The sequence below is a fragment of the Actinoplanes solisilvae genome, from assembly GCF_003999975.1.
GTDB lineage: Bacteria > Actinomycetota > Actinomycetes > Mycobacteriales > Micromonosporaceae > Actinoplanes > Actinoplanes solisilvae.
The window spans coordinates 100707-124790 of sequence record NZ_RJAC01000013.1 but is presented as its reverse complement, the minus strand read 5'-3'; the positions used below and the strand labels follow the sequence as shown (position 1 = coordinate 124790).

General features: G+C 69.7%; 23 protein-coding genes. 8 read left to right on the top strand and 15 right to left on the bottom strand.

The features are described from left to right. Positions 1-3: 3 nt before the first annotated feature. Together EER30_RS28380 and EER30_RS28375 are read left to right on the top strand one after the other, a co-directional pair. A complete protein-coding gene (locus EER30_RS28380) occupies positions 4-597 on the top strand; it encodes a TetR/AcrR family transcriptional regulator (RefSeq protein ID WP_127503673.1) in 594 nt (197 codons plus the stop codon). Positions 598-683: 86 nt separating this feature from the next. Further along, entirely contained in the window at positions 684-1868 is a 1185-nt protein-coding gene (locus EER30_RS28375; protein ID WP_127503672.1) for a glycoside hydrolase family 3 N-terminal domain-containing protein, read from the top strand. Between the two features lie 64 nt (positions 1869-1932). Here the strand turns inward: EER30_RS28375 and ileS are convergent, their stop codons facing one another. Continuing rightward, entirely contained in the window at positions 1933-5046 is a 3114-nt protein-coding gene (ileS, locus tag EER30_RS28370; protein ID WP_127503671.1) for an isoleucine--tRNA ligase, read from the bottom strand. A gap of 217 nt (positions 5047-5263) precedes the next feature. Continuing rightward, positions 5264-6283, bottom strand: a complete 1020-nt coding sequence (locus EER30_RS28365; protein WP_127503670.1) for a LacI family DNA-binding transcriptional regulator — start codon at positions 6281-6283, stop codon at positions 5264-5266. A gap of 87 nt (positions 6284-6370) precedes the next feature. Here EER30_RS28365 and EER30_RS28360 point away from each other — a divergent pair, with 87 nt between their 5' ends. After that, the gene (locus EER30_RS28360) at positions 6371-7537 is read left to right on the top strand and encodes a Gfo/Idh/MocA family protein (protein ID WP_127503669.1); all 1167 of its coding nucleotides are present in this window, start codon (positions 6371-6373) and stop codon (positions 7535-7537) included. Further along, positions 7534-8535 carry a sugar phosphate isomerase/epimerase family protein gene (locus EER30_RS28355; protein ID WP_127503668.1) on the top strand — a complete coding sequence of 334 codons (1002 nt, stop codon included), beginning with the start codon at positions 7534-7536 and terminating at the stop codon, positions 8533-8535. Before EER30_RS28360 ends, EER30_RS28355 begins: the two co-directional genes overlap by 4 nt. A 105-nt stretch (positions 8536-8640) precedes the next feature. Here the strand turns inward: EER30_RS28355 and EER30_RS28350 are convergent, their stop codons facing one another. After that, positions 8641-8901: a hypothetical protein gene (locus EER30_RS28350; RefSeq protein ID WP_127503667.1), complete on the bottom strand. Its 261-nt coding sequence runs from the start codon at positions 8899-8901 to the stop codon at positions 8641-8643. 207 nt (positions 8902-9108) lie between these two features. On the opposite strand from EER30_RS28350, the gene EER30_RS28345 reads away from it, so the two are divergent. From EER30_RS28345 to EER30_RS28335, 3 genes are all read left to right on the top strand, one after another. Further along, a complete protein-coding gene (locus EER30_RS28345; protein WP_205650454.1) occupies positions 9109-9426 on the top strand; it encodes an ArsR/SmtB family transcription factor in 318 nt (105 codons plus the stop codon). Next, positions 9423-9905, top strand: coding sequence for an SRPBCC family protein (locus EER30_RS28340; protein WP_127503666.1), 483 nt, complete (start codon positions 9423-9425; stop codon positions 9903-9905). Before EER30_RS28345 ends, EER30_RS28340 begins: the two co-directional genes overlap by 4 nt. Positions 9906-10536: 631 nt before the next feature. Then, a complete protein-coding gene (locus EER30_RS28335) occupies positions 10537-11043 on the top strand; it encodes a P-loop nucleotide/nucleoside kinase family protein (protein ID WP_205650453.1) in 507 nt (168 codons plus the stop codon). Between the two features lie 21 nt (positions 11044-11064). Here EER30_RS28335 and EER30_RS28330 read toward each other — a convergent pair whose 3' ends face one another. From EER30_RS28330 to iolC, 12 genes are all read right to left on the bottom strand, one after another. Next, a complete protein-coding gene (locus EER30_RS28330) occupies positions 11065-11934 on the bottom strand; it encodes a hypothetical protein (protein ID WP_127503665.1) in 870 nt (289 codons plus the stop codon). Between the two features lie 100 nt (positions 11935-12034). After that, positions 12035-12898, bottom strand: coding sequence for a sugar phosphate isomerase/epimerase family protein (locus EER30_RS28325; RefSeq protein ID WP_127503664.1), 864 nt, complete (start codon positions 12896-12898; stop codon positions 12035-12037). A 53-nt stretch (positions 12899-12951) separates the two neighbouring features. Then, positions 12952-13977: a Gfo/Idh/MocA family protein gene (locus EER30_RS28320; RefSeq protein ID WP_240670350.1), complete on the bottom strand. Its 1026-nt coding sequence runs from the start codon at positions 13975-13977 to the stop codon at positions 12952-12954. Next, a complete protein-coding gene (locus tag EER30_RS28315; RefSeq protein WP_127503663.1) occupies positions 13974-14789 on the bottom strand; it encodes an ATP-binding cassette domain-containing protein in 816 nt (271 codons plus the stop codon). The genes EER30_RS28320 and EER30_RS28315 overlap by 4 nt, the downstream gene beginning before the upstream one ends. Before the next feature lies 1 nt (position 14790). Beyond that, a complete protein-coding gene (locus EER30_RS28310) occupies positions 14791-15855 on the bottom strand; it encodes an ABC transporter permease (protein ID WP_127503662.1) in 1065 nt (354 codons plus the stop codon). Between the two features lie 13 nt (positions 15856-15868). Beyond that, on the bottom strand, positions 15869-16861 hold the full coding sequence (locus EER30_RS28305) for a substrate-binding domain-containing protein (RefSeq protein ID WP_127503661.1): 993 nt from the start codon (positions 16859-16861) through the stop codon (positions 15869-15871). Continuing rightward, positions 16858-17805 carry a TIM barrel protein gene (locus EER30_RS28300; RefSeq protein ID WP_205650452.1) on the bottom strand — a complete coding sequence of 316 codons (948 nt, stop codon included), beginning with the start codon at positions 17803-17805 and terminating at the stop codon, positions 16858-16860. Before EER30_RS28300 ends, EER30_RS28305 begins: the two co-directional genes overlap by 4 nt. A gap of 42 nt (positions 17806-17847) precedes the next feature. Next, positions 17848-19344: a CoA-acylating methylmalonate-semialdehyde dehydrogenase gene (locus EER30_RS28295; protein ID WP_127503659.1), complete on the bottom strand. Its 1497-nt coding sequence runs from the start codon at positions 19342-19344 to the stop codon at positions 17848-17850. Between the two features lie 10 nt (positions 19345-19354). Then, positions 19355-21208: a 3D-(3,5/4)-trihydroxycyclohexane-1,2-dione acylhydrolase (decyclizing) gene (gene iolD, locus EER30_RS28290; protein WP_127503658.1), complete on the bottom strand. Its 1854-nt coding sequence runs from the start codon at positions 21206-21208 to the stop codon at positions 19355-19357. Beyond that, positions 21205-22095, bottom strand: coding sequence for a 5-deoxy-glucuronate isomerase (gene iolB / locus EER30_RS28285; protein WP_127503657.1), 891 nt, complete (start codon positions 22093-22095; stop codon positions 21205-21207). Before iolB ends, iolD begins: the two co-directional genes overlap by 4 nt. Beyond that, positions 22095-22952 carry a Cgl0159 family (beta/alpha)8-fold protein gene (locus tag EER30_RS28280; RefSeq protein WP_127503656.1) on the bottom strand — a complete coding sequence of 286 codons (858 nt, stop codon included), beginning with the start codon at positions 22950-22952 and terminating at the stop codon, positions 22095-22097. The genes iolB and EER30_RS28280 overlap by 1 nt, the downstream gene beginning before the upstream one ends. Continuing rightward, positions 22945-23835, bottom strand: a complete 891-nt coding sequence (gene iolC, locus EER30_RS28275; RefSeq protein WP_489884461.1) for a 5-dehydro-2-deoxygluconokinase — start codon at positions 23833-23835, stop codon at positions 22945-22947. The genes EER30_RS28280 and iolC overlap by 8 nt, the downstream gene beginning before the upstream one ends. Here iolC and EER30_RS48915 point away from each other — a divergent pair. Next, positions 23720-23986 (top strand): hypothetical protein, encoded by a 267-nt coding sequence (locus tag EER30_RS48915; RefSeq protein ID WP_240670373.1) that lies wholly within the window; start codon positions 23720-23722, stop codon positions 23984-23986. The genes iolC and EER30_RS48915 overlap by 116 nt on opposite strands. Positions 23987-24084: the final 98 nt, after the last annotated feature.

Sequence of the window (24084 nt, the reverse complement as noted above, 5' to 3'; positions counted from 1 at the left end):
ACAATGGCACCTTCGGAGCCCCGTCGACGAGGACGGCCCGGCCATGACCAGGATGCCGTGCTGGCCGCCGCCGCGAAGCTGTTCACCGAGCGCGGCTACGACTACACCGGCATGATCGACATCGCGGTCGAGCTGGGCATCGCCAAATCGAGCGTCTACCACCACATCAGCAGCAAGGAACAAATGCTGCAGATGGTGATGGACCGCGCCCTCGACGGCCTGTTCGAGGCGGCCGACGAGGTGCGTGCACTCGACGTGCCCGCCCTGGAAAGGCTCGAACAGCTGATCCGTCGCAGCGTGCTGGTGCTCTCCGAACGGTTCGAATACGTGTGCGTGCTGCTGCGGGTGCGCGGCAACACGGCGGTCGAGCAGCACGCCCTGGAACGGCGGCGCGAGTTCGACGGCATGGTCACCGAGCTCGTCAAGCAGGCCCAGGCCGAGGGCGGCGTACGCCCCGACGTTGATCCCCCGACGGCGGCGCGCCTGCTCCTGGGCATGGTCAACTCGCTGACGGAGTGGTATCGCCCCCGCCCCGGTGGCGCCGAGGCGATCGCTGACGCGGTGACCACCCTCGCCTTCGAGGGGCTGCGCACCTGATCGCATTTCGCCTTCACGGAACGTCCACACAACCCGCACGACCAACGCACGCGTGGTCGCGCGTCGATTGGCTAGCGTGGGCGCCGATGAAGCGAAGCCTGGCCGCCACCGCGGTCGTCATGACGTTGGCCGCCTGCTCCACCGACCGGACGCCCCCGGCCGCGCCGCCGGTCGCCGCGCCCTCCTCGGTCGCGCCTTCCTCCGCCCCCTCGCCGTCGTCGGCCGCGCCGTCCACTCCGCCGGACTGCGTCACCGCCACGCTGGACGGGCTCAACCTGACCGAGCGGGTCGGGCAGCTCCTCATGGTCGGCGTCTCGGTCGACGCGCCCAGCGGCGTCGCCGACACCCTCACCCGCTATCGGGTCGGCAGCTTCTTCCTGCGCGGCCGCAGCACCCGCGGCGCCGCCGCGCTGAAGTCGAACATCGCCGCGCTGCAGAAACGCTCCGAGCTGCCGATGCTGGTCGCCCTCGACCAGGAGGGCGGCAGCGTGCAGACCCTCAAGGGCCCCGACTTCCCGCGGCTGCCGTCGGCGCTCAAACTGGGCAGCGGATCGCCGGCGACGTTGCGCGCCACCACCACCGACAGCGCCCGCCGCCTCGCCGCGATCGGCGTGAACATCAACCTGGCCCCGGTGGCCGACACGGTGCCGACCAGCATCGGCACGAAGAACCCGCCGATCGGGGCCTTCCGGCGGGAGTTCGGCTCCGACCCGGCCAAGGTCGCGACGGCCATCCGTACGGTGGTCCCGGCCTCGCAGGGCGCCGGGGTGCTGACCGTGCTGAAGCACTTCCCCGGCCTGGGCCGGGTGCGGGTCAACACCGACACGTCGACCGGCGCGACCGACACCACGGCCACCGCGGCCGATCCCTACCTGACCCCGTTCAAGGCCGGCATCGACGCGGGCTCGGCCAGCGTCATGATCTCGTCCGCGTCGTACCCGAAGCTCGACGCCACCAACATCGCCACCTTCTCCAAGCCGATCATCACCGGCCTGCTCCGCGAGAAGCTCGGCTTCAAGGGCCTCGTGATCTCCGACGACCTGGGCGCGGCCCGCGCGGTCACCGGCTTCACCCCGGCCCAGCGAGCCGTACGCTTCATCACCGCCGGCGGCGACCTGGTCCTCACGATCGTCCCGTCCGACGCCGCCCCGATGGCCGGCGCCCTGATCGCCAAGGCCGAATCCGACCAGACATTCCGCGCCCGCGTGGACGACGCCGCCCGCCACGTCCTCGAAACCAAACAGCGAGCCGGCCTGCTCCGCTGCGGCTGATCCGTCAGTAACCGGCCTGCTGACGGATCAGCCGAGCGACACCGCGCGGGGCGGGCGACCCCGATCAGGCCTTGCGCAGCCAGAAGGTCAGGCCGATCGAGTCGTCGGTGAACTCGTTGGCGTCGGGCCAGGTCGGGGCGCCGGGCTCGTAGGAGGTGGCCAGGACCTCGTCGGCGACCAGGGCGGCATGTTCGGTCAGGGCCTGGGCGGTCTCGTCGGTGGCCGACCAGCGCAGGTCGATGCGGTCGGAGACCTCCAGGCCGCTGGTCTTGCGGGCCTCCTGGATCTGGCGCACGGCGTCGCGGGCCACGCCGGAGCGGCGCAGCTCGGGGGTGAGCGACAGGTCGAGCGCCACCGTCGCGCCCGAGTCGGAGGCCACGGCCCAGCCGGCGCGCGGCGTCTCGGTGATGACGACCTCGTCGGGACCGAGAGTGATCAGCTCGCCGTCGACCTCGAGCGACGCCGCACCGGACGAACGAAGGGCGTCCTTCAGTTCGGCGGCGTCGGTGGCGGCGATGGCCTGGGCGACGACCTGCACCTTCTTGCCGAAGCGCTTGCCGAGCGTACGGAAATTGGCCTTGGCGGTCGTGTCGACGAAGGAACCGGCGACCGGGGCGACCTCGCCGACGTTGAGCTCGGCGGCGATCTCGGCGAGCAGGCCGGCGGGCAGCTCGCCGAAGCCGGACGCCGAGGCCAGGGCGCGCGACAGCGGCTGGCGGACCTTCATGCCCGACTCGGCGCGGGCGGCGCGGCCGAGCTCGACCAGGCGGCGGACCAGCCCCATCTGGGTGGACAGCGCGGGGTCGATCAGCGACTCGTCGGGCTCGGGGAACACGGCCAGGTGCACCGACTCGGGCTCGGACGGGTCGACGGCGACGACCAGGTCGGTCCAGACGCGCTCGGTGACGAACGGGGTCAGCGGGGCCATGAGCAGCGTGACCGTGCGCAGGGCCTCGTGCAGGGTGGCCAGCGCGGCCCGGTCGCCGCGCCAGAAACGGCGGCGGCTGCGACGGACGTACCAGTTGGAGAGGTCGTCGACGAACGCGGCGAGAAGCCGTCCCGTCTCTTGGGTGTCGAACGTCGCCAGCGATGCGTCGACCTTGCGGATCAGCTCGTTGAGCTCGGACAGCACCCAGCGGTCGAGCAGCGGACGGTCGGCCGGGGCCGGGTCCTCGGCCGACGGAGTCCAGTTCGCCGTGCGGCCGTACAGGGCCTGGAAGGCGACCGTGTTCCAGTAGGTCAGCAGCGTCTTGCGGACGACCTCTTGCAGCGTGGTGTGCCCGACCCGACGCGCCGACCAGGGCGAACCGGTGCAGGCCATGAACCAGCGGACCGCGTCGGCGCCGTGTGTGTCCATCAGCGGGATCGGCTCGAGGATGTTGCCGAGATGCTTGGACATCTTGCGGCCGTCCTCGGCGAGGATGTGGCCGAGGCAGACGACGGTCTCGTAGGAGGAGCGGTCGAACACCAGCGTGCTGACCGCCATCAGCGTGTAGAACCAGCCGCGGGTCTGGTCGATCGCCTCGGAGATGAACTGCGCCGGGAAGCGCTGCTCGAAAAGCTCCTTGTTCTTGTACGGGTATCCGAACTGGGCGAACGGCATGGAGCCCGAGTCGTACCAGGCGTCGATGACCTCGGGGACCCGGGTCGCGGTCTGCGCGCACTGCGGGCAGTCGAACGTGACGTCGTCGATGTAGGGCCGGTGCGGGTCGAGCTCGGACAGGTCGCGCCCGGCGAGGTCGCCCAGCTCGGCCAGCGAGCCGATGCAGGTCAGGTGGCCCTCGGCGCAGCGCCAGATGGGCAGCGGGGTGCCCCAGTAGCGGTTGCGCGACAGCGCCCAGTCGACATTGTTGGTCAGCCAGTCGCCATAGCGGCCGTGCTTGACCGTCGCCGGCTGCCAGGTCGTCTTCTCGTTCTCGCGCAGCATCTGATCGCGTACGGCCGTGGTGCGCACGTACCAGGACGGCTGGGCGTAGTAGATCAGCGCGGTGTGGCAGCGCCAGCAGTGCGGATATTGGTGCTCGTAGGGGTCGAGGCGGAACAGCAGGCCGGTGCGCCGAAGCTCCTCGACCAGCGGCTCGTTGGCCGTACGGAAGAAGAGGCCGCCGACGATCGGGATCTGGGGCTCGAAGGTGCCGTCGCGCAGCACGGGGTTGACCATCGGGAGGCCGTAGGAGCGGGTGGCGGCGAGGTCGTCGGCGCCGAACGCGGGCGACTGGTGCACGAGGCCGGTGCCGCTGTCGGTGGTGACGTAGCCGGCGAGGATGACGATGTGCGCTTCGGGCACCTCGACCAGGTCGAACGGCGGGCGGTAGGTCCAGCGCTCGAGCTGCTTGCCCTCGAACCGCTCGCCGGTCGCGCGCCAGCCCTCGCCCAGCACCTGCTCCATCAGCGGCTCGGCGACCAGCAGTTCCTCGGTTCCGTCGGTGGCCACCACGTACGTCACGTCGGGGTTGACCGCGACGGCGGTGTTGGAGACCAGGGTCCACGGCGTGGTCGTCCAGACCAGCAGCGACACGCGGCCGGCCAGCGGGCCCGAGGTGAGCGGGAAACGCACGTAGACGGCCGGGTCGACGTCGGTCTCGTAACCCTGGGCGAGCTCGTGGTCGGAGAGCGTGGTCTGGTCGCGCGGGCACCACGGGGCGACCCGGAAGTCTTCGACGAGCAGGCCCTTGTCGAAGATCTGCTTCAGCGACCACCAGACGGACTCGATGTAGTCGGGGTCCATCGTGCGGTAGGCGTCGGCCATGTCGACCCAGTAGCCCATGCGCTCGGTGAGATCGGCGAACGCGTCGGTATGGCGGGTGACCGAGGCCCGGCAGCGATCGTTGAACGCGGCGATCCCGTACGCCTCGATGTCTTTCTTGCCGCTGAAGCCGAGCTCTTTCTCGACGGCGAGCTCGACCGGCAGACCGTGGCAGTCCCAGCCGGCCTTGCGGGCGACGTGGTAGCCCTTCATCGTGCGGTAGCGCGGGAAGACGTCCTTGAAGACGCGCGCCTCGATGTGGTGGGCGCCGGGCATGCCGTTCGCGGTCGGCGGGCCCTCGTAGAACACCCATTCCGGGCGGCCCACGGACTGCTCGAGGCTGCGCGCGAAGATCTTCTTCTCCTGCCAGAACCGCAGGACGTCGTGGTCGAGCGCGGGCAGATCAACCTGCGCGGGCACCTGGCGATACAAGGCGTGCTCCTCCGTCGGACGGCTGTCGACAGAGGGACGAGGCGATGCCCCGCGGTACCACCCTCTTTGACCGCGGCACGCCACGGCCCACTCATCTGAGGTCGCAGTCGGTTCTACTCGGCCGTGGCCTTTCCTCCGACAGCTCCGGGGTGATCTTCGGACCGCGCACGCCCCCGGGCTTCCACCATCCCCGGGTCTCTCGTGGCTGCGTGCGGCCTTACTCGTCCCCATCAGCGCCTTGCCCGGTCAAATCTACCGGACCGCTGCTGCCGCGCACGACCAGGTGGGGGACGAGCACCAGCTCGGTGGCGGTGGTGCGCTCGCCGTCGAGGCGGGAGACGGCGGCGTCGACGGCCTCGCGGGCCTGAGCCGGGGCGTCTTGGTTGACCGAGGTCAGGTCGATGTGGGCCAGGCGGGCCAGGGTGCTGTCGTCGTAGCCGACGACCGAGACCTGGCCGGGCACGTCGACACCGGCGCGGACGAAGGCGTCCATGAGGCCGACGGCCAGGCGGTCGTTGGAGGCGACGACGGCGGTCGGCCTGTTTTCCGCCCGGGCCAGCAGGCGGCCGGCGCGGATGCCGCCCTCCTCGGTGTGATCGCCGGGCAGAACCTCAGCGTGCAGGCCCGCGCGGCGCATCGCCCGCCGGTAGCCGCGGCGACGGGCGGCGGCCACCGCGCCACGACCCCCGTCGACGAAGGCGATGCGGGTGTGTCCGAGACCGATCAGGTGGTCGAGGGCCGCGTCCACACCCACGTCGTCGGCCGGGCGCACCACGTCGACGTCGACGCCGCGGACCATGCGGCCGACCACGACGCACGGCACCTGGGCGGCGAGGGCGCCGAGGTCGTCGTCGGAGGTGTCGGGGCCGAGCAGGATCAGCGCCTCGCAGCGGAAGTCGAGCAGGGTCTCGATCGCGTTCGCCTCGCCCCGCGTGCGCGTGAGGGTGGACAGGACGACCTCGTACCCCGCCTGGTCGGCCTGGACCTGGATCTCTTCGACCAGCTCGGCGTGGAAGGGGTTGCGCACATCGAGCAGGACACCGAGCAGGTGGCGGCGGCGCCGGGCGAGCAGGCTGGCCGTGCGGTCGGCGCGATAGCCCAGCTCGGCGGCGGCGGCGAGCACCCGCTCACGGGTGTCGGCGCTCGGGCCGGGCGCGCCGCGCAGCACGAGCGAGACCGACGCCGGCGAGACACCGACGCGGGCGGCCACGTCTGACAAGCGCGGTCGTTGATCCACTTATCACTCTCCGTGAAGGCATTGACACCCTGCGAGATCGAGGTCGATAGTACAGAGGTCTTAAAGCGCTTTAAAGAGAGGTCTCGCATGACACTCGGAGTCGCCGTGATCGGCGCCGGCATGGTCGGCCGCGCCCACGCGAACGCCTACCGCCAGGCCGCCACGGTCTTCGGTCTCGACCAGCCCGCTCCCCGCCTGGTCGCCATCGCCGACCTGCACGAGCCCTTCGCGGCCGACGCCGCCGCGCGCTACGGCTACGAGCGCGCCGAGACCGACTGGCGGGCCGTCGTCGAGGCGCCCGACGTCGACGCGGTCAGCGTCGCGGTCGCCAACAGCCTGCACCGCGAGGTCACCGAGGCCGCCCTGGCCGCCGGCAAGCACGTGCTCTGCGAAAAGCCGCTGGCCCCGAGCGTCGCCGACGGCGAGGCGATGGCCGCCGCGGCCGCCGCCGCTCCCGGTCAGATCGCCGCGGTCGGCTTCACCTTCCGCCGCTCCCCCGCGCTCAACGCGCTCAAGGAACAGGTCGAGGGCTCGCTCGGCCCGGTGCGCCACGTCGTCGGCAACTACTGGTGCGACTACGGTTTCGACCCCCAGCGCCCGATGAGCTGGCGCTACCAGGGCGGCCCCGGCTCCGGGGTGCTGGCCGACATCGGCAGCCACATGACCGACCTCGGCGAGTTCTTCTGCGGTCCCACCTCCGCCGTGCGGGGCACGACCCTGGCCACGCTCGTCAAGGAACGGCCCAGGCCGCTCGGCGTCGCCGTCGGTCACGCCGGCGGGGTCCAGGTCAGCGACGAGCGCGTCCCCGTGGAGAACGAGGACGTCTGCACCTTCACGACCACCTACGCCAGCGGCGCCGTGGGCACGTTCTCGTTGTCCCGCGTCGCGTTCGGCCACGCCAACACGCTGCGGGTCGACCTGTTCTGCGAGAACGGCACGGCCTCGTTCGACCTCACCCGGCCCGGCGAGTTCAGCATCATCGACGGTGGCCCCGACGTCGCGGTCAACGGCGCCCGCACGGTCTACATCGGCCCCTGGCATCCGTACGTGGCCCGCGGTCTGCCGATGGACTTCCCCACGGTCGGGCACGGGCAGAACGACTTCTTCGTCTACCAGGCCCGCGCCTTCCTCGACCAGATCGCCGGGCTCAAGGGCCTGCCGCCGTGCCCCGACCTGGCCCACGGCCTGCACAACCTGCGCGTCCTCGAAGCGGTCGTCGCCGCCGCCTCCAACCAGCAAGGAGCAACGCTGTGAAACTCGGTGCCTACACCGCCTGCCTGCACGACCGCTCCCTCGACGAGACCTTGAAAATCCTCGGCGAGCTCGGCCTCACCAGCGCCGAGATCAACACCGGTGGCTTCATCGCCGCGCCCCACATCCCCATCGACGACCTGCTCGCCGGCGCCGGCGCCCGGGAAGACTATCTGGGCCGCTACGCCCAGGCCGGCATCACGCTCACCGGCCTGAACTGCAACGGCAACCCGCTCAGTCCCGACCCGCTGGTCGGCCCGAGACACGCCGACGACCTGCGCCGCAGCATCGAACTGGCCGCGCTGCTCGGGGTGCGGCGCGTGGTCACCATGTCCGGCCTGCCCGGCGCCCACCCGGGCTCGACGGCGGCCAACTGGGTGGTCAACCCGTGGGACAGCCAATGGCTCGACATCCTCGACTACCAGTGGAACGAGGTCGCCGTCCCGTTCTGGCGCGACATCCAGGCGCGCGCCGCCGACGCCGACGTGAAGGTCTGCATCGAGATGCACCCGCACAATCTCGTCTTCAACCCGCCCACGCTGCTGCGCCTGATCGAGCAGACCGGCGCCACCCACGTCGGCGCCGAGATGGACCCGAGCCACCTCTTCTGGCAGGGCATGGACCCGGTCGCCGCCACGAAATACCTCGGCGACCGCGTCTTCCACGCCGCCGCCAAGGACACCCGCATCAACGCCGAGAACGCCACCCGTTTCGGCGTGCTCGACGACCGCTTCACCCGCACGCCGTCCGACCAGAACCCGCTCAACCTGGGCGGCAACAACACCCTCAACCAGTGGCCGTCGCAGCCCGCGTGGCAGTTCGTCGCCGTCGGCCGCGGCCACGGCGAAGACTTCTGGGCCCCGTTCCTGCAGGCCCTGCACGAGATCGACCCCGACATGGCCGTCAACATCGAACACGAGGACACCGAACTCGACCAGATCGAAGGCCTCCGCCTCGCCGCCGAAAACCTGATCGCCGCCGCCCGCAAGGCCGGCGTCTGACCCGGCCCGCCCGCGAGACGGGGCCGAGAAGCCCGCACTTTCACGGTCGCCCTGCGGTCACGCAAGGGCGGGCACGCCGTGCCGTTGCCGTTCTGACAACGCGGATCAAGGGTGAGCCGCGACGAACGCTAAGAAATAGGCAGCGACGAGGGCTGAGACCGCGAGCACGACCAGGCCGAACGCTACCCAGGTCTCAGTTCGCCGAGATTTCGCCCCGGCGACGAGCAGCGGGATGAGCGCAGGGAACAGCATGAATCCGCCGATGAAGAAGAGCAGCACGGCGATCAGCGCGACGAATCCGGAATCACCCGCTTGAGTCGGTCGCCCCGAGGGCTCCGCCGCCATAACTTGAACGCGTTCAATCATTGCCCGATCGTAAGCGTCAGGCAACGTCGACGCAGCCCCGCTCCACCTCACGCCCACTCCGCGACGACTGCGCCAGCACCATCGACGGCACTCGCCAAGATCGGGCCCGAATGCCTGCCGAGAATCGTGACGAGGTCACAGCCAGCGGCGGCACGCCGCCGGACCTGGGGGTTGACGATCGGATCGGTAAGTCGTAGCTTACGGTTCGTGGCCACTTACCAAAAGCCGGATGGTTGGGAGATTCTGGGGGATCCGAGCAGGCGCGCGATCGTGGAGTGCTTGGCTCTGCGGCCTCGGGCCGTAGGGGAACTTGCCGACGAGTTGCCGATCAGCCGGCCCGCGGTGTCTCAGCACCTGCGGGTGTTGAAGGACGCGGGGCTGGTCGACGACGAGGCGGCGGGCACCCGGCGGGTCTATCGGCTCAATCCCGCGGGGGTTTCCGCGCTGCGTGACCAGCTTGACATGTTCTGGAAGCGGACCCTCCAAGGCTTTCAAGAGATCGTCGAGGACGGAGAGCAATCATGAGTGAGGCAACGACCGAGGGGGTTCTGCGGCAGGTCGTCGTAGTGGCGCCGGTCGAGAAGGCGTTCGAGGTTTTCACGACGCGGTTCGCGGACATCAAGCCGCGCGAGCACAACCTGATGACGTCACCGATCGCTGAGACGGTGTTCGAGCGGCGGGTGGGCGGGCGCATCTACGACCGGGCCGAGGACGGCGGCGAGTGTGCCTGGGCCAGGGTCCTGGTCTACGAGCCACCGAACCGGGTCGTCTTCAGTTGGGACATCGGCGTGCAGTGGACGATCGAGTCCGACCTCGAGAACACGAGCGAGGTCGAGGTCCGCTTCATCCCCGAGACACCCGACCGTACGCGGGTCGAGCTCGAACACCGCAACCTCGACCGCCACGGCCCCGGCTGGGAGTCCCTGCGCGACGGTGTCGCCGACGACCAGGGATGGCCGCTCTACCTGGGCCGCTTCGCCGCCCTGATCGACGGGACCGCCTAGAGAGCTTTTGCCGCGGAGGTCTGCCCTCAGCTATCCCGGGTCGGGCATCCGCCCCAGTTCGAGCATTCGGCCCGGGTCGGGGATTCGGCCCGGGTCGGGCATCCGCTTCCCGTGGCCGGTCGCGGCGGCGGGGTGGTCACTGAGGCTTCCCAGCCGGGCCGGCGTCGTGGTGCCGCGCGGTGCCGCCCGGTTGCGCTGACAAGCAGTCGAGCCGGATGACAGTTCCCGAGTTCAGGAATACAGGCCTCTCCCCTTCCATGATCGTTCCGAGATCCTCGATTTAGGCCCCTGGAACGCGGTTGAGGCCCCTACATCAAGGGTCAGCTCAACGATCAAGCCGGGGAGGGCCCTGTTTCCTGGTTGTAGGCACGGCGGCGAGCCAACCGGCCACCGCGACCGGCCGCACCAGCGCGGCACCCACGACGGTGGCCGGCCTTGGACAGCCTGCGAAACCGACCGGTCACCGCGACCGGTCGTCATGGGTGAGGCGGTCTGGGTCTCGGGGAACGGCTGCGCCAACCAGACGAGACGCCTGCACCGGGCCTCCAGGGCAGACCTCGGCCCCAGAGACTCTCCAGCGGGTGGGCGCGGGTCACGTGCGCTGGAGCCTGCCACCGGACAGTCTGGGGGCATGGCCGAACACGTCGTGCTCGTCAACGGGCTGCCCGGGTCGGGGAAGACGACCCTCGCGGGCGCGCTCGCGGAGGCGCTCGACCTGCCGTTGATCTCGAAGGACGCGCTCAAGGACGCGATGGCGGCGGCCGCCCCACGGGTGCCGGCCGCCGCCCTCGGGCGCGCTGCTTCAGAGACGATGTGGACGCTGGCCGCTGCCACCACCGGCGCGGTAATCCTGGAGTCGTGGTGGTTCCGGCCGCGCGACCTCGCGTACGCCCGGGCTGGTCTTTCGCGGACCGGGGCGCGCACGTCGGTGGAGATCTGGTGCGAGGTCCCGGCCGAGGTCGCCCGGCAGAGATACGTGGCGCGTTCCCGGCCCGCCCACTACGAGGACGATCGCCGTCTCGCCGACGCCTGGCCCCGGTGGAGCCTCGAAGCCGCGCCCCTGGCGGTCGGACCGGTCATCCGGGTGCGCACCGACTGCCCGGTGGACATCCGCGTTCTGGCCGCAGGGGTGGCGTGACCAGCCGCAGCCGTGTCTTGATCATTCGGGGCGATCGGTGTTTTCGCGCAGGACGGTGATTGCCTGGATGGTGGCGTAGCCGCGCCATTCGAGGGCGGCTGCGGGGCTGAAAGCGTTGAACGAGACGGTCCATCCGCCGTCGGGCTGCTGGGCGTCGGTCAGGCGGATCACGTCCGCGGCGATGGCTTTCGGGTCGAAGAAGGCGCGAGACGCCGCGCCGGGGTGCGGGGTGAAGTCGAGCGGGTAGAGGACTTCGCCGTCCGCGCCGCCGGCGACCGGGGTGGGACCGTCGGCCCGCACGAGTGGGGTCACCGTTTCCAGCAGCGTGTTCGACTCGGCGGCATCGAGAAAATGCACTGCGAACATCAACTCGTACGGCTGAAGGTCTGTGTCGGTCTGTTCGATGGCGGTCAGGCAGTAGGTGGTGGCCGCGGCCAGCCACGGATGGGCGGCGACGTCGTCGTTGTGCCGGGCCAGGCGGTGCGCCTGGGCAGCGAGCTGCGTGGTCATCTGGAGTGACGACGTGACCGGGTCGGCGCCGGACCAGTGCGGGGCGCTGCCGGGCGTGTCCGCGTAGGGCAGGGCGAACGGCACGCCACCGTCGGGGCGGCTGTTGGCGGCCAGCCACTCGCACAGCTCCCGGCCGCGCGACGAGGTGTCGCCCACCTCGGCCAGCACTTCGAGGGCGTGCATCGCGCCGACGGGCTGGCTCGTCGCCGAGCGCAGGTCGGGTTCGAGGCCCCAGCCGTAGCCGCCGTCGGGGTTGCGATAGGCGTCGAGGGCCGCGATTACCGAGGCCGACGAGCCGTCGCCCAGGAGAAATGCGAGGCGACGCCTCTCCAGGACGCGGGCGTGAGTGGTCACGAAGGTGATCGCGGCGTCGAGATCCATGCCCCCATCTTCACACCCTCGAAGCGAGCCCGCCCCCAAAGGCGAGCCCGCCCCCCGAAGCGAGGCCGCCCCGCGCAAGGGGCGGCCCCGGGCGCGGCGGTCAGGGCGCGGAATGCTTCGCGGTGTACTGGTTGATCTGGCTGAGGTTGTAGCGGGCGCTGTCCTCGGCCCGCTCCTCCCACGCGAAGACGCACACCGTGGCGATGCCGTCGAAGCCGACCTCGGTCAGGGTCTGGAAGAACAGGTCCCAGTCGAACTCGCCCTGGCCGATGTCGAGGTGCTGGTGGATGCGGGCCGCCGAGCCGGGCGGGTTGACGATGTAGCGCAGCCCCGACGAGGCGCGGAAGTCGAACGAGTCGGCTATGTGGAGCTGGGTCAGCAGCGGACCGGCGTACCGGATGATCTCGGCCATGTTGCCGCCCTGATGGAACGTGTGGGGGCAGCAGTAGAGGAACGAGACCAGGTCGCTGTTGATGCCGCGGATCAGGTTGACGGCGCCGATGCCGTCCTCGAGGAAGTCGTCGGGGTGAGGTTCCAGGACCAGGCGTACGCCTTCCCGCTCGAAAACGGGCAGCAACTCCTCCATCGAGCGCCAGAACTGGGCCTCGCTCTCGGCGGCGCGTTCGGGTCGGCCGTTGAACTCGGAGTTCATGACGTTCACGCCGAGATCGACGGTGATCTCGATGGCGCGCTTCCAGTAGCGGACGGCTGCCTGCCGCTCGTCCTCGTCGGGGCCTGACCACTTGTAGAGCGGCAGCACCGAGGCGACCTCGACTTGCGCGGAGGCCAGAGCCTTACGGAAGGCCGTGACACCCGATTTGTCCACGCGGGGGTGGAGAAAGAACGGGAGGAAGTCGTCGCGGGGGGAAAGCTCGATGTGGTGATAGCCCAGGTCGGCCACCATGCGCGGGAGTTCCAGGAGCGGCACACGGCGCAGCATGTACGGATCAAGCGCGATCTTCATGCCGGGTCACCTCGCTCGGGACGGGTAGCGGCGGAGGGGTACGAAGGCGTCTGTCATGCGGCGACCTCGGTGGTGTAGAGCTTGGGGCGGTCGGCCAGCGTGACGGGGACGTGTGAACCGCTGCGCAGGGCGGCCACGCCGGCGTCCGAGACCACGGCGGCGGCGTAGCCGTCCCAGGCGCTCGGGCCCACCGGCTGGCCGCCCGCGCGCAGCGCGTCGATCCACTCCTGGAACTCGACGTCGTAGGCGCGCAGGAAACGCTCGCGCCAGTCGCCCGGGACCGGGTCGGACGCCAGCCCGGCCCGCCGCACGTGCACGGGGCTGAGGGAGCCCAGCGAAGCCGTGCCGTCCTCCCCCACGATCTCGCCGCGGATGTCGTAGCCGTAGCGGATGTTCACCGAGATCTCGACGTCGACCAGCACCCCGTTCGCCATCTCGAGCAGCATGAACAACGGGTCCTGCAGTTCACCCCCGTTGGCGCTGCGGCGCGGCACCAGGACGCGTACGCCCGTGATCTCCGCGCCGAACATCCAGCGCACCATGTCGATCTCGTGGACGGCGGTGTCCGTGATCGCCATTTCCTTCTCGTAGAAGCCGGGCACCGAAGCGTTGCGATGGGCGCAGTGCATCATCAACGGCGCGCCGATCTGCCCCGAACCCACGACCGCTTTCAGAGCCCGGTACGCGTCGTCGTAGCGCCGCATGTAGCCCACCTGCACCAGCCGCGACCCGTACGCCGCCTCGGCCTCGATGATGCGCAGGCAGGCCTCCTGTGTCGTCGCGAGCGGTTTCTCGCAGAACACGGGTTTGCCCGCGGCGATGGCGGCCAGCACGTACTGCTCGTGGGTCGGCCCCCACGAGCAGACCACCACCGCGTCGACGGACGGGTCGGCGATCAGCGCCTCGCCCGATTCGAAGGCCGGCGCCCCCACGCGGGCGCCGACCGCCGCGGCGACCGCCGTGTCGACGTCGGCCACCGCGGACACGCGCACCCCGGCCAGCACCGATGTCATGCGGCGGATGTGGTCCTGGCCGATCATGCCGGTGCCGATGACCCCGACCTGCAGCATCGATGTCATCGTTTCAGCTCGTGGGACAGTTCGGCGAGTTCGTCGGCCCCGGCCATCTGGGCGGTCAGCTCGTCGAGTTCGACGTCCTTGCGGTTCTTGTCGAGCGTGGTCGTGCCCAGCTTCAGGATGACGAAGTGGTCGCCGACCATGTAGGCGTGGTGGGGGTTGTGGGTGATGAAGACGACGCCCAGGCCGGCGTCGCGGGCCGCGGCCACATATTTCAGTACGACGCCTGACTGTTTCACGCCGAGGGCGGCGGTCGGCTCGTCGAGGATCAGCACGCGCGCACCGAAGTACACGGCTCGGGCGATCGCCACGCACTGGCGCTGACCGCCGGAGAGCGTACCGATGGGCTGGTTGATGTCTTTGACGACGATGCCCATTTTGCGCAGTTCGGCGTCGGCGATCGCGCGCATCTGCTTGATCTTCAGCCCGGCCAGGGGGTATTTGCCCGTGGTCATCTCGGAGCCGAGGAAGAAGTTGCGCCAGACCTCCATCAGGCCGACGACCGCCAGGTCCTGATAGACGGTGGCGATGCCGTGGGCCAGGGCCTCGCGCGGCGACGAGAAGCTGACCTCCTGGCCGTCGACTTTCAGGCTGCCGTCGTTGTGCGGGTGCAGCCCCGACATGATCTTGATCAGGGTGGATTTGCCGGCGCCGTTGTCCCCGAGGACGCAGGTCACCTCGCCGGCGTTGACGCGCAGGTTGATGCCGCGCAGGGCCCGGATCGGCCCGTACGACTTGCCGACCTCATCCATCTCGATGAGCGGCTCGCCGCGGTTGAGCTCGCGGTCGGCGTGCGAGGCCAAGGTGTCGGTCATGTCAGCTCGCCCTCCTGACGCTGGTGGCCATGCGCTTGACGTAGAGGTTGACCAGCACGGCGAGCAGGAGCATGACGCCGAGGAAGGCCTTGAACCAGTTCGGGTCCCAGCCCGCGTAGATGATGCCGAGGCTGGTCATGCCGAAGATGAACGCGCCGATCGCGACGCCGATCGCGTTGCCGAAGCCGCCGGTCAGCAGGGTGCCGCCCACGACCGCCGCGATGATGTAGAGGAACTCGTTGCCGACGCCGCTGCCGGCCTGCAGCGTGTTGAAGCGGAACAGCTGGTGCATGCCGACGAACCAGGCCAGGAACGCGACCGTCATGAACAGGCCGATCTTCGTACGTACCACGGGCACGCCGACGGCACGGGCGCTGTCGAGGTTGCCGCCCACCGCGAAGATCCAGTTCCCGGTACGGGTTCGGTGCAGCGTCCACGCCGCCAGCGCGACGAAGGCGATCCACCAGATCACCGAGCCCCATACGGTCACCGACCCGATCTTGAAGCTGGACGAGAAGATCGCCCGCAGCGAGTCGAAGCCGGCGATCTGGCTGATGTCGGGGCTCGAGACGGTGCCGGTGACGAGCTTCGTGACGCCGAGATTGGCTCCCTGAAGAACGAAGAACGTGCCCAGGGTGATGAGGAAGCTCGGAATTCCGGTTTTCATCACCAGATAGCCGTTGAGAAAGCCCAGCGCCAGACAGAAGATCAGCGACAGGATCGCGCCGACCCACAGATTCACGCCGAAATACCAGCAGAACATGGAGGCGACCAGGCCGGCCGTGTACACCATTACGCCGGCCGACAGGTCGAACTCGCCGCCGATCATCAGCAGACCGACGCCGACGGCGACGATGCCGATGATCGACGACTGGTAGAGCACCGTGAAGAACGACTCGGCCGAGCGGAACGACGGCGCGGCCGCGAAGAAGAAGATGAAGATGATGATCGCGGCCACGAGCGCGCCGATCTCGGGCCGGCTGAGCAGACGCTGGGTCAGGCTCAGGCGTACGCGATTGGTCGGTTCGGACGGCGCCGGAGCGGGCCTTTCGAGGGTCGTAGACATGTCGCCACCTCGCCTACCGTGTGTTGTTCTTGGTGAACGGGACGATCTTGTCGATGTTGCTCGCGTCCACGAAGGACGGGCCGGTCAGCACGGCCTGTCCACCGCCGATGTCGTTACCGTTCTTGATGTTCAGGTAGAGCGACGTGACGGCCAGGTAGCCCTGCACGTACGGCTGCTGGTCGATAGAGAACTCGATCTTCTTGTCCTTGATGTTCTGGGCCGCTTCGGCGTTGAGGTCGAAGGTGATCAGCTTGGCGCTGCTGCCGGCCGCGTCGATGGCCTTGAGCGCGTCGATGGCGATCGGGGCACCGAGCGTGACGATGTAGTCGATCGACTTGTCCTGCGCCAGCTTGGCCTGCAGGGTCGACACCACGGCCGCGTCGTCCGCGCCGTTGACCTGGATGTTCTCGGTGGCCGGGGCCGACTTCTTGACGCCCGCGCAACGCGCCTCGAGCGCCACCGAGCCGGTCGCCTGGATCACGCACAGCGGCTTCTTGGCCCCGGCGTCGGCGATGCGTTTGCCGGCCGTGGTGCCGGCCAGGGTCTCGTCCGAGCCGAAGTACATGAGCGCCCCGAGCCGCTTGTAGTCGTCGATGCCGGAGTTGAAGCCGACCACCGGGATGCCCGCCTCGCTCGCCGCCTTCACCGAGCCGGCCAGCGCGTCCGGGGTGACCAGCGTGGTGGCGATGCCGTTGACCTTGGAGTCGACCGCGTTCTGGATCAGCACGGCCTGCTTGGTCGCCTCGGGGTCGTTCGAGTACTTCAGCGTGACACCGGTGTCCTTGGCCGCCTGTTCGGCGCCGTTCCTGATCTTGTCCCAGAACGTGTCGCCGGGTGTCTCATGGGTGATGAAGGCGATCGTGTAGCCCGAACTGCCGGCCGCGTTACCGCCGGAGACGCTGGCGTCGGTCTCCTTCTCACGCCCACCGCCGCTGCACGCGGCGGCGGCGAGCATCACCGCCGCGCCGGCGGCGACGATCCGGAAGGTGCGGTTGCGAGGGGTCATATCGCTTCTCCTGTGACTGGACGGGATATGTCGGCCGGGGCCCGGGAGTGGAGACCGACGGAGTTGAGATAGGTGCGGGTGCGCTGCGCGATCGGCAGCGGCACGTCGAACTCGACCGGGTACATGTCCTGTTCGACGACGACGAACAGTTCGGCGTCGAGCTCGCGGAGGGCGTCGAGCACGTCGGGGATGTTCGGCTCGCCGGCCGGGGGCTCGACGCTGGCGCCCTGCGCGACCGCTTTGCCGAAGGCCAGATCCTCGGTGACGGCCCGTTCGGCGATCACCGGATCCATCTGTTTGATGTGGACGTAGCCGATCCGCTCCGGGTACTTGCGGATGATCCCCGGCACGTCGGCCTTCCGGTACGCCAGGTGCCCGGTGTCGAGGCACAGCGAGACGTATCGGGGGTCGGTTTCCTCCAGGAAGCGCTCGGTCTGCGCCTGGGTCTCGACGTGATAGTCCGCGTGCGGGTGGAACCGCATGTGGACGCCGTACTCCTCCAGCAGGATCTTGCCGAGGGTGTTGCTGTTGCGGGTCAGCGCCAGCCAGCCGTCGGGGTCGAGCTCGGCCGGCGCGAGATAGGCGTTCGTGACGTCGTCGCGGTAACCGGGCACGGGCACGAAAACAACATTTTCCGCGCCGACCGCGGAGGCCAGAGCGGCGACCTTGCGGGTCTCGGCGACGACAGTGTCGAAGTCTTTGTGCGGCCCACCGGCGCCGGCGACCGTTCCGCCGGCGACGCTCAGGCCGCGCGCGGCGAGCTCGTCGGCGAGCTGGGCGGGGTCGGTGGGCAGATAGCCGTACGGCCCGAGCTCCAGCCACTTGTAGCCGGACGCGACCATCTCGTCGAGGAAGCGGTTCCACGGCGTCTGCCGGGGGTCGTCGGCATACCAGACGCCCCAGGAGTCAGGGCAGCTGCCGAGTTGCAGGTGACGAATTTCCATGTGGCTCAGCCTTCGGTCGAGTCGAGGGGTGGCGGCCGGGCTCTAGCTCGCCGTGGGGAACTGCAGGGAGGCGTCGTACGCGTGGGAGACGTGCGGCCATCGGGAGGTGACGACCTTGGCGCGGGTGTAGAAGGAGACGCCCTCGGGACCGTGCACGTGTTTGTCGCCGAAGAGCGAGTCCTTCCACCCGCCGAAGGAGTAGTAGGCCATCGGCACCGGGATGGGGACGTTGATGCCGATCATGCCGACCCGTACACCCCGCTGGAACCGGCGTGCCGCCTCGCCGCTGCTCGTGAAGATCGCGGTCCCGTTCCCGTACGGATTGCTGTTGATCAGGTCGATGGCGGCGTCGACGGTGTCAGCCCGCACGACCGACAGCACCGGCCCGAAGATCTCCTCGGTGTAGACCTCCATCGACGGATCCACCTGGTCGATCACGGTCGGCCCGACGAAGAAGCCCTCCTCATAGCCGGGCACGGTGAGCCCGCGTCCGTCCACGGTCACCTTGGCCCCGGCCCGCTCGCCGCTGTCGATCAGCCCTTCGATCCGCTGCTTGGCCGCCGCCGTGACCACCGGCCCCATCTCGCTGGCCGGGTCACGCCCGCTGCCCACCACGACCTCGCCCGCCTTACGGTTCACCAGGTCGACCAGCGTGTCCCCCGCGCCCCCGACGGCCACCGCCGCCGAGATCGCCATGCACCGCTCGCCGGCCGACCCGAACGCCGCCGCCGTGAGGTGACCGGCCGCGTACTCGAGGTCGGCGTCGGGCAGGATGATCGCGTGGTTCTTGGCCCCGCCGAGCGCCTGCACCCGCTTGCCGTGCGCGTTGGCCTGCTCGTGGATGTAGCGCGCGATCGGCGTCGACCCCACGAACGACACCGCTGCGACGTCCGGGTGGTGCAGCAGCCCGTCGACCGCCGTCTTGTCGCCGTGCACGATGTTGAAGACGCCGTCCGGCAGCCCCGCCTCCTGCAGAAGCCCGGCCACGTAGTTCGACGCCGACGGGTCGCGCTCGCTCGGTTTCAGCACGAACGTGTTGCCACAGGCGATCGCCACCGGGTACATCCACATCGGCACCATCGCCGGGAAGTTGAACGGCGTGATGCCGACGCAGACGCCGAGCGGCTCGCGGAAGCTGAACACGTCGACCCCGGTCGAGGCCTGATCGCTGTACTCGCCCTTGAGCAGCTGCGGGATGCCGCAGGCGAACTCGATCACCTCGAGGCCGCGCTGCACCTCGCCGGCCGCGTCCGAGAGCACCTTGCCGTGCTCGTCCGAGACGATCTCGGCGATCTCCTTCACGCGGGCGTTGACCAGCTCACGGAAGTTGAACATGACCTTCGTACGCTTGCTGAGCGAGGCCTGGCTCCACGACTCGAACGCGACGCGGGCCGCGGTCACCGCCGCGTCGACGTCGGCCTCGGTGGCCAGCACGACCTCATGCTGCTGCCGCCCGGTGGCCGGGTTGAAGACCGGAGCGCGCCGGCCGCCGGACCCGGCGGTGAACTCGCCGTCGATCCAGTGCTCGATGGTTGCCATCAGTGAGTCCTTAGAGATAGAGCCGCTGGGAGCTTTTCGCGGCTTCGTAAGCGATTCGGGCCGTGCGGGTGCTCTCCAGCTCAGCCACTTCCGGGACCGGCACGTCCCACCACGAGTCGGAGGACGGCACCGGGGAGAGCGGGTCGGTCTCGATGTGCACGACGGTGAGCCGGTCGGCCTCCCGCGCGCGTTTCAGTCCGTCGGCCAGCTCGGCGATCGTGCGGCAGCGGATGACGTGGGCGCCCAGGCTCTCCGCGTTGGCGGCCAGGTCGACGGGCAGGTAGCCGCCGTTGTAGTCGCCGTTCGACCCGCGATAGCGGTAACTCGTGCCGAAACGCTGCGAGCCGAGCGACTCCGAGAGCGCGCCGATCGAGGCGAACCCGTGGTTCTGCACCAGGACGACGACCAGCTTGATGCCCTCGGCCACGGCGGTGACGATCTCCTGAGCCATCATCAGGTACGAACCGTCGCCGACCAGCGCGAACACCTCGCGCGAGGGGTCGGCCAGCTTGATGCCGAGCGCCCCGGCGATCTCGAAGCCCATGCACGAGAAGCCGTACTCCACGTGGTACTGCTTCGGGTCGCGCGAGCGCCACAGCAACTGAAGGTCGCCGGGCATGCTGCCGGCCGCCTGCACCACCACGTCGCGTTCCCCGCACGCCTCGTTCACGGCCCCGATCACCTCGCTCTGCGCGGGCAGCGGCCCATGACCCAGGTGGTACGCGTGGTCGACCTCGGCCTGCCAGGTGACGACGTCCGCGCGGTAGCCGGTGTCGAAGTGCCGCCCGTCGAGTGCGCCCAGCAGCTCGTTCAGGCCGTCCCGGGCGTCGGCGACGATCGGGAACGCCGACTCCTTCGCCGCGTCGAACGCCGCCACGTTGATGTTGATGAACTTGACGTCCGGGTGCTGGAAGGCCGTGCGCGACGCGGTCGTGAAGTCGCTGTAACGGGTGCCGACGCCGACCACGACGTCGGCCTCGCGGGCGAGCCGGTTGGCCACCGGGGTGCCGGTCGAGCCGACGCCGCCGACCGAGTTGGGGTGATCCCAGCTCAGCGCGCCCTTGCCGGCCTGGGTGTCGGCGACCGGGATGCCGGTCTCGCGCGCGAACCGGTCGAGTTCGGCGGACGCCTCGGAGTAGATGGCGCCGCCGCCGGCGATGAGCAACGGGCGCTCGGCGGTTCTGAGCACGGCGGCCGCGCGGGCGACGAAGGACGGTTCGGCGACCGGGCGGGCGACGTGCCAGACGCGCTTGGTGAACAACGCGTCGGGGAACTCGTACGCCTCGGCTTGAAGGTCTTGGGGAAGGCAGACGGTGACCGCGCCCGTCTCGGCCGGGTCGGTCAGCACCCGCATCGCGCCGAGCAGGGCCTGCAGGAGTTGCTCGGGACGCCACACGCGGTCGAAGAAGCGCGACAGCGGCCGGAAGGCGTCGTTGACCGAGACGTCGTAGCCGCGCGGGTCCTCGAGTTCCTGCAGCACCGGCGAGGCGGCGCGGGTGGCGAAGACGTCGGACGGGAACAGCAGCACGGGCAGCCGGTTGACCGTCGCGAGCGCGGCGCCGGTGAGCATGTTCGTCGATCCCGGGCCGATGGAGGCCGTGCAGGCGTACGCCGAGAGGCGGTTGGTCATGCGAGCGAAGCCGGCCGCCGTGTGCACCATCGCCTGCTCGTTACGCGCGAGGCGATAGGGCAGGTCGGCCTCCCCGGTGCGCTGCGCCTGCAACAGGGCCTGACCGAGCCCGGCGACGTTGCCGTGCCCGAAGATGCCGAGGCAGCCGGCGATCGCCCGATGCTCGACGCCGTCGCGCTCGGTCCACTGGTTGGCCAGGAACCGCACGACGGCCTGACCGACGGTGAGTCTCACGACGAACGCGTCCTTTCGTTGCAGGAGGTCAAAGGCAGGCGGGAATCGACCGGTACGCCGGCCCAGGAGGCCCGCACCCAGCCGTGCGCCGGGTCGTCGCGCACGAGCCACTCCCGCTCGCCCGGGCCGGCCATCACGTTGAGGTAGTAGAGGTCATAACCGGGCGCGGCCATCGACGGGCCGTGCCAGCCGTACGGGATCAGCACGACGTCGCCGCTCCTCACCTCGGCGCAGACCTCAATCGGCCGGTCGGGGTGGCCGTACACCCTCTGATAGGCGCTGCCCGCCGTACCGCTGGGCGACGGAGCGACCTCGAAGTAGTAGATCTCCTCGAGCGACGACTCGCCGTCGACCTGCTCGTCGTGCTTGTGCGGCGGGTAGGACGACCAGTTGCCGCCCGGGGTGAGCACCTCGCAGGCGATCAGCCGGTCGGCCTCGAACCGTTCCGGCGTGCAGAAGTTGTTGACCTGCCGGCTCGCCTGGCCCGCGCCGCGCAGCTCGACGGCCACGTCTTCGGCGGCGCCGTAGCGGAACGGCAGCCGCCGCGAGGCCCGCGCCGAGGGCAGCGCGAACCGTCCGCCGTTGGCCGCCCGCACGGTCACGGTCGAGTCGCGCGGCAGGTAGGCGAAATCGGTCACGCGGGAGAACACCGAGCGTCGCCCGGTCAGCGTCAGCCGCTCGTCGTCGCAGGTCACGTCGCACCCGCCGGCCAGCGGCAGCACCAGCATCTCGTCGTCGCCGGTCATGAACCGGGCCCGCGACCCAACCGCCAGGTCGAGGATGCGCAGCCCGCTGTAGCTCCACGCCGCTTTCTCGGGCGTCACGACGACGTCGAACGGCTTCTCGGCCGTGCTCCCCCGCGGCATCACGGGGTTCACTCGAGCCATCACAACAAGCTCACCGCCCGATCGACCGCGTCGCCGACGCTGCCGCCCGCCGGGTAGAGCAGCGAGCGCCCGATCACCAGCCCCTGCACGGTCGGCAGGTCAAGAGCCTTACGCCATTCCCCGTACGCCGCCTCGCCCTCGCCGCCGAGGATCAGCGCCGGCAGCGTCGTCGAGGCCATGACGCGTTCCATGTCGTGGACCACCGGGACCTTGAGCCACGTGTAGGCCGACGTCGTGCCGAGCCCGGCCGCGACCGTCATCGCGCGGATCATCGCCTCGGCCGTCAGTTCGTTGCGCACCCGGCCGTCGACCCGGTGCGAGATGAACGGTTCGACCATCGCCATGCGCCGGCGCGCGGCCAGTTCACCGATCGCCGCGCCGCACGACTCCAGCGTCGTCACGGTGCCGGCGTCGTCGGGGTCGATGCGCAGCAGCATCTTGCCGCCCTCGAACCCGGCCGAGGCGATGCTCTCGGCGTCGTAGGCGGTGAACCGGTCGTCGATCTCGAACGCTGTGCCGGCCAGCCCGCCGCGGTTCATCGACCCGATCACGACCTTGTCGTCGAGCACGCCGAGCAGCAGCAGGTCTTCGAGGATGTCGGGGGTGCCGAGCACGCCGTTGACCCCGGGCCGGGACAGCGCGGTGCGGATGCGGTCGAGCAGGTCGGTGCGGTTGGCCATGGCCAGGGGGTCGTCGCCGGCTCGCAGCGCCCCGCGGGCCGGATGGTCGGCCGCGATGATCATCAGCTTGCCGTGCGGGCCGAACAGGGTGGTGGGTCTGCGCCGCGCGGACGCGGCGGCCGCGATCGCGGCGGGACGGCGGGTGCGAATGTCGAGGAGGTCGTCAAGGTCAGGCATGCGTCGCTTCCCCCAGCTTTTCGCGGACTTCGGTCTCGGTCGGCATCGCGTCGGCGCACGACAGCCGGGAGGCGACGATGGCCCCGGCCGCGTTGGCGAAGCGCATGGTCGCCTCCAGCTCCCAGCCGGCGAGCAGGCCGTGGCAGAGGGCACCGCCGAACGCGTCGCCGGCGCCGAGGCCGTTGACCACCTCGACGGGGACGGGCGGCACCTCGGTCGTCTCGTTCTTCGTCGTCGCCAGGACACCGGCCGGGCCCTGTTTGATCACGGCGAGATCGATGCCCGCCTCGTGCAAGGCCGCCGCGGCTTCGTCCGGTTTACGTACACCCACGGCCGTGTCGGCTTCGTCCACATTGCCCACCGCCACCGTCGCGTAGCGCAGCGCCTGCTGGTACCAGTGCCGCGCCTCCTGGCGGGACTGCCAGAACATCGGCCGGTAATCCAGATCGAAAACGGTTATGCCCGATTTATCGCGATGTTTCAGTGCGGTCAGCGTCGCCGTACGGGAGGGCTCCTGGGACAGGCCGGTGCCGGTGACCCAGAAGATGTCGGCGTCGCGGATCGCGTCGTAGTCGAGCTCGGACGGACGGATCTCGAGGTCGGGTGCTTTCGGGAAGCGGTAGAAGTAAAGGGGGAAATCGTCGGGCGGGAAGATCTCGCAGAAGGTCACCGGCGTCGGCAGCGAGGCCACCGGCGTCACGAAGCGGTCGTCCACCCCGAAGCCGCGCAGCGCATCGTGCAAGAACTCACCGAACGGATCGTCGCCGGTGCGGGTGATCACCGCGGACCGCCGCCCGTATCGCGCCGCGGCGACCGCCACGTTCGTCGCGCTGCCCCCGAGAAACTTCGCGAAGGTGCTCACCTCGCGCAGCGAGACGCCGATCTGCTGCGGATACAGGTCGACGCCTATGCGTCCCATCGTCAATACCTCGTCGGCGGGCATGCGCGGGCCTCCGGTCGATGTCTTCGCTGAAGATCGCGGGGATGAGGGCGCGCGGAAGCGCACCGAAGTGCCGTGCCGTTACGGCGCATGATCGCCATCTGTAACCGGATGACAACCCTAGGTTTGCTGCCTTCGATGTAATAACTTGGAGCCGTCCACGTCAATACTTTGTCCTGACAAACTCGGGGA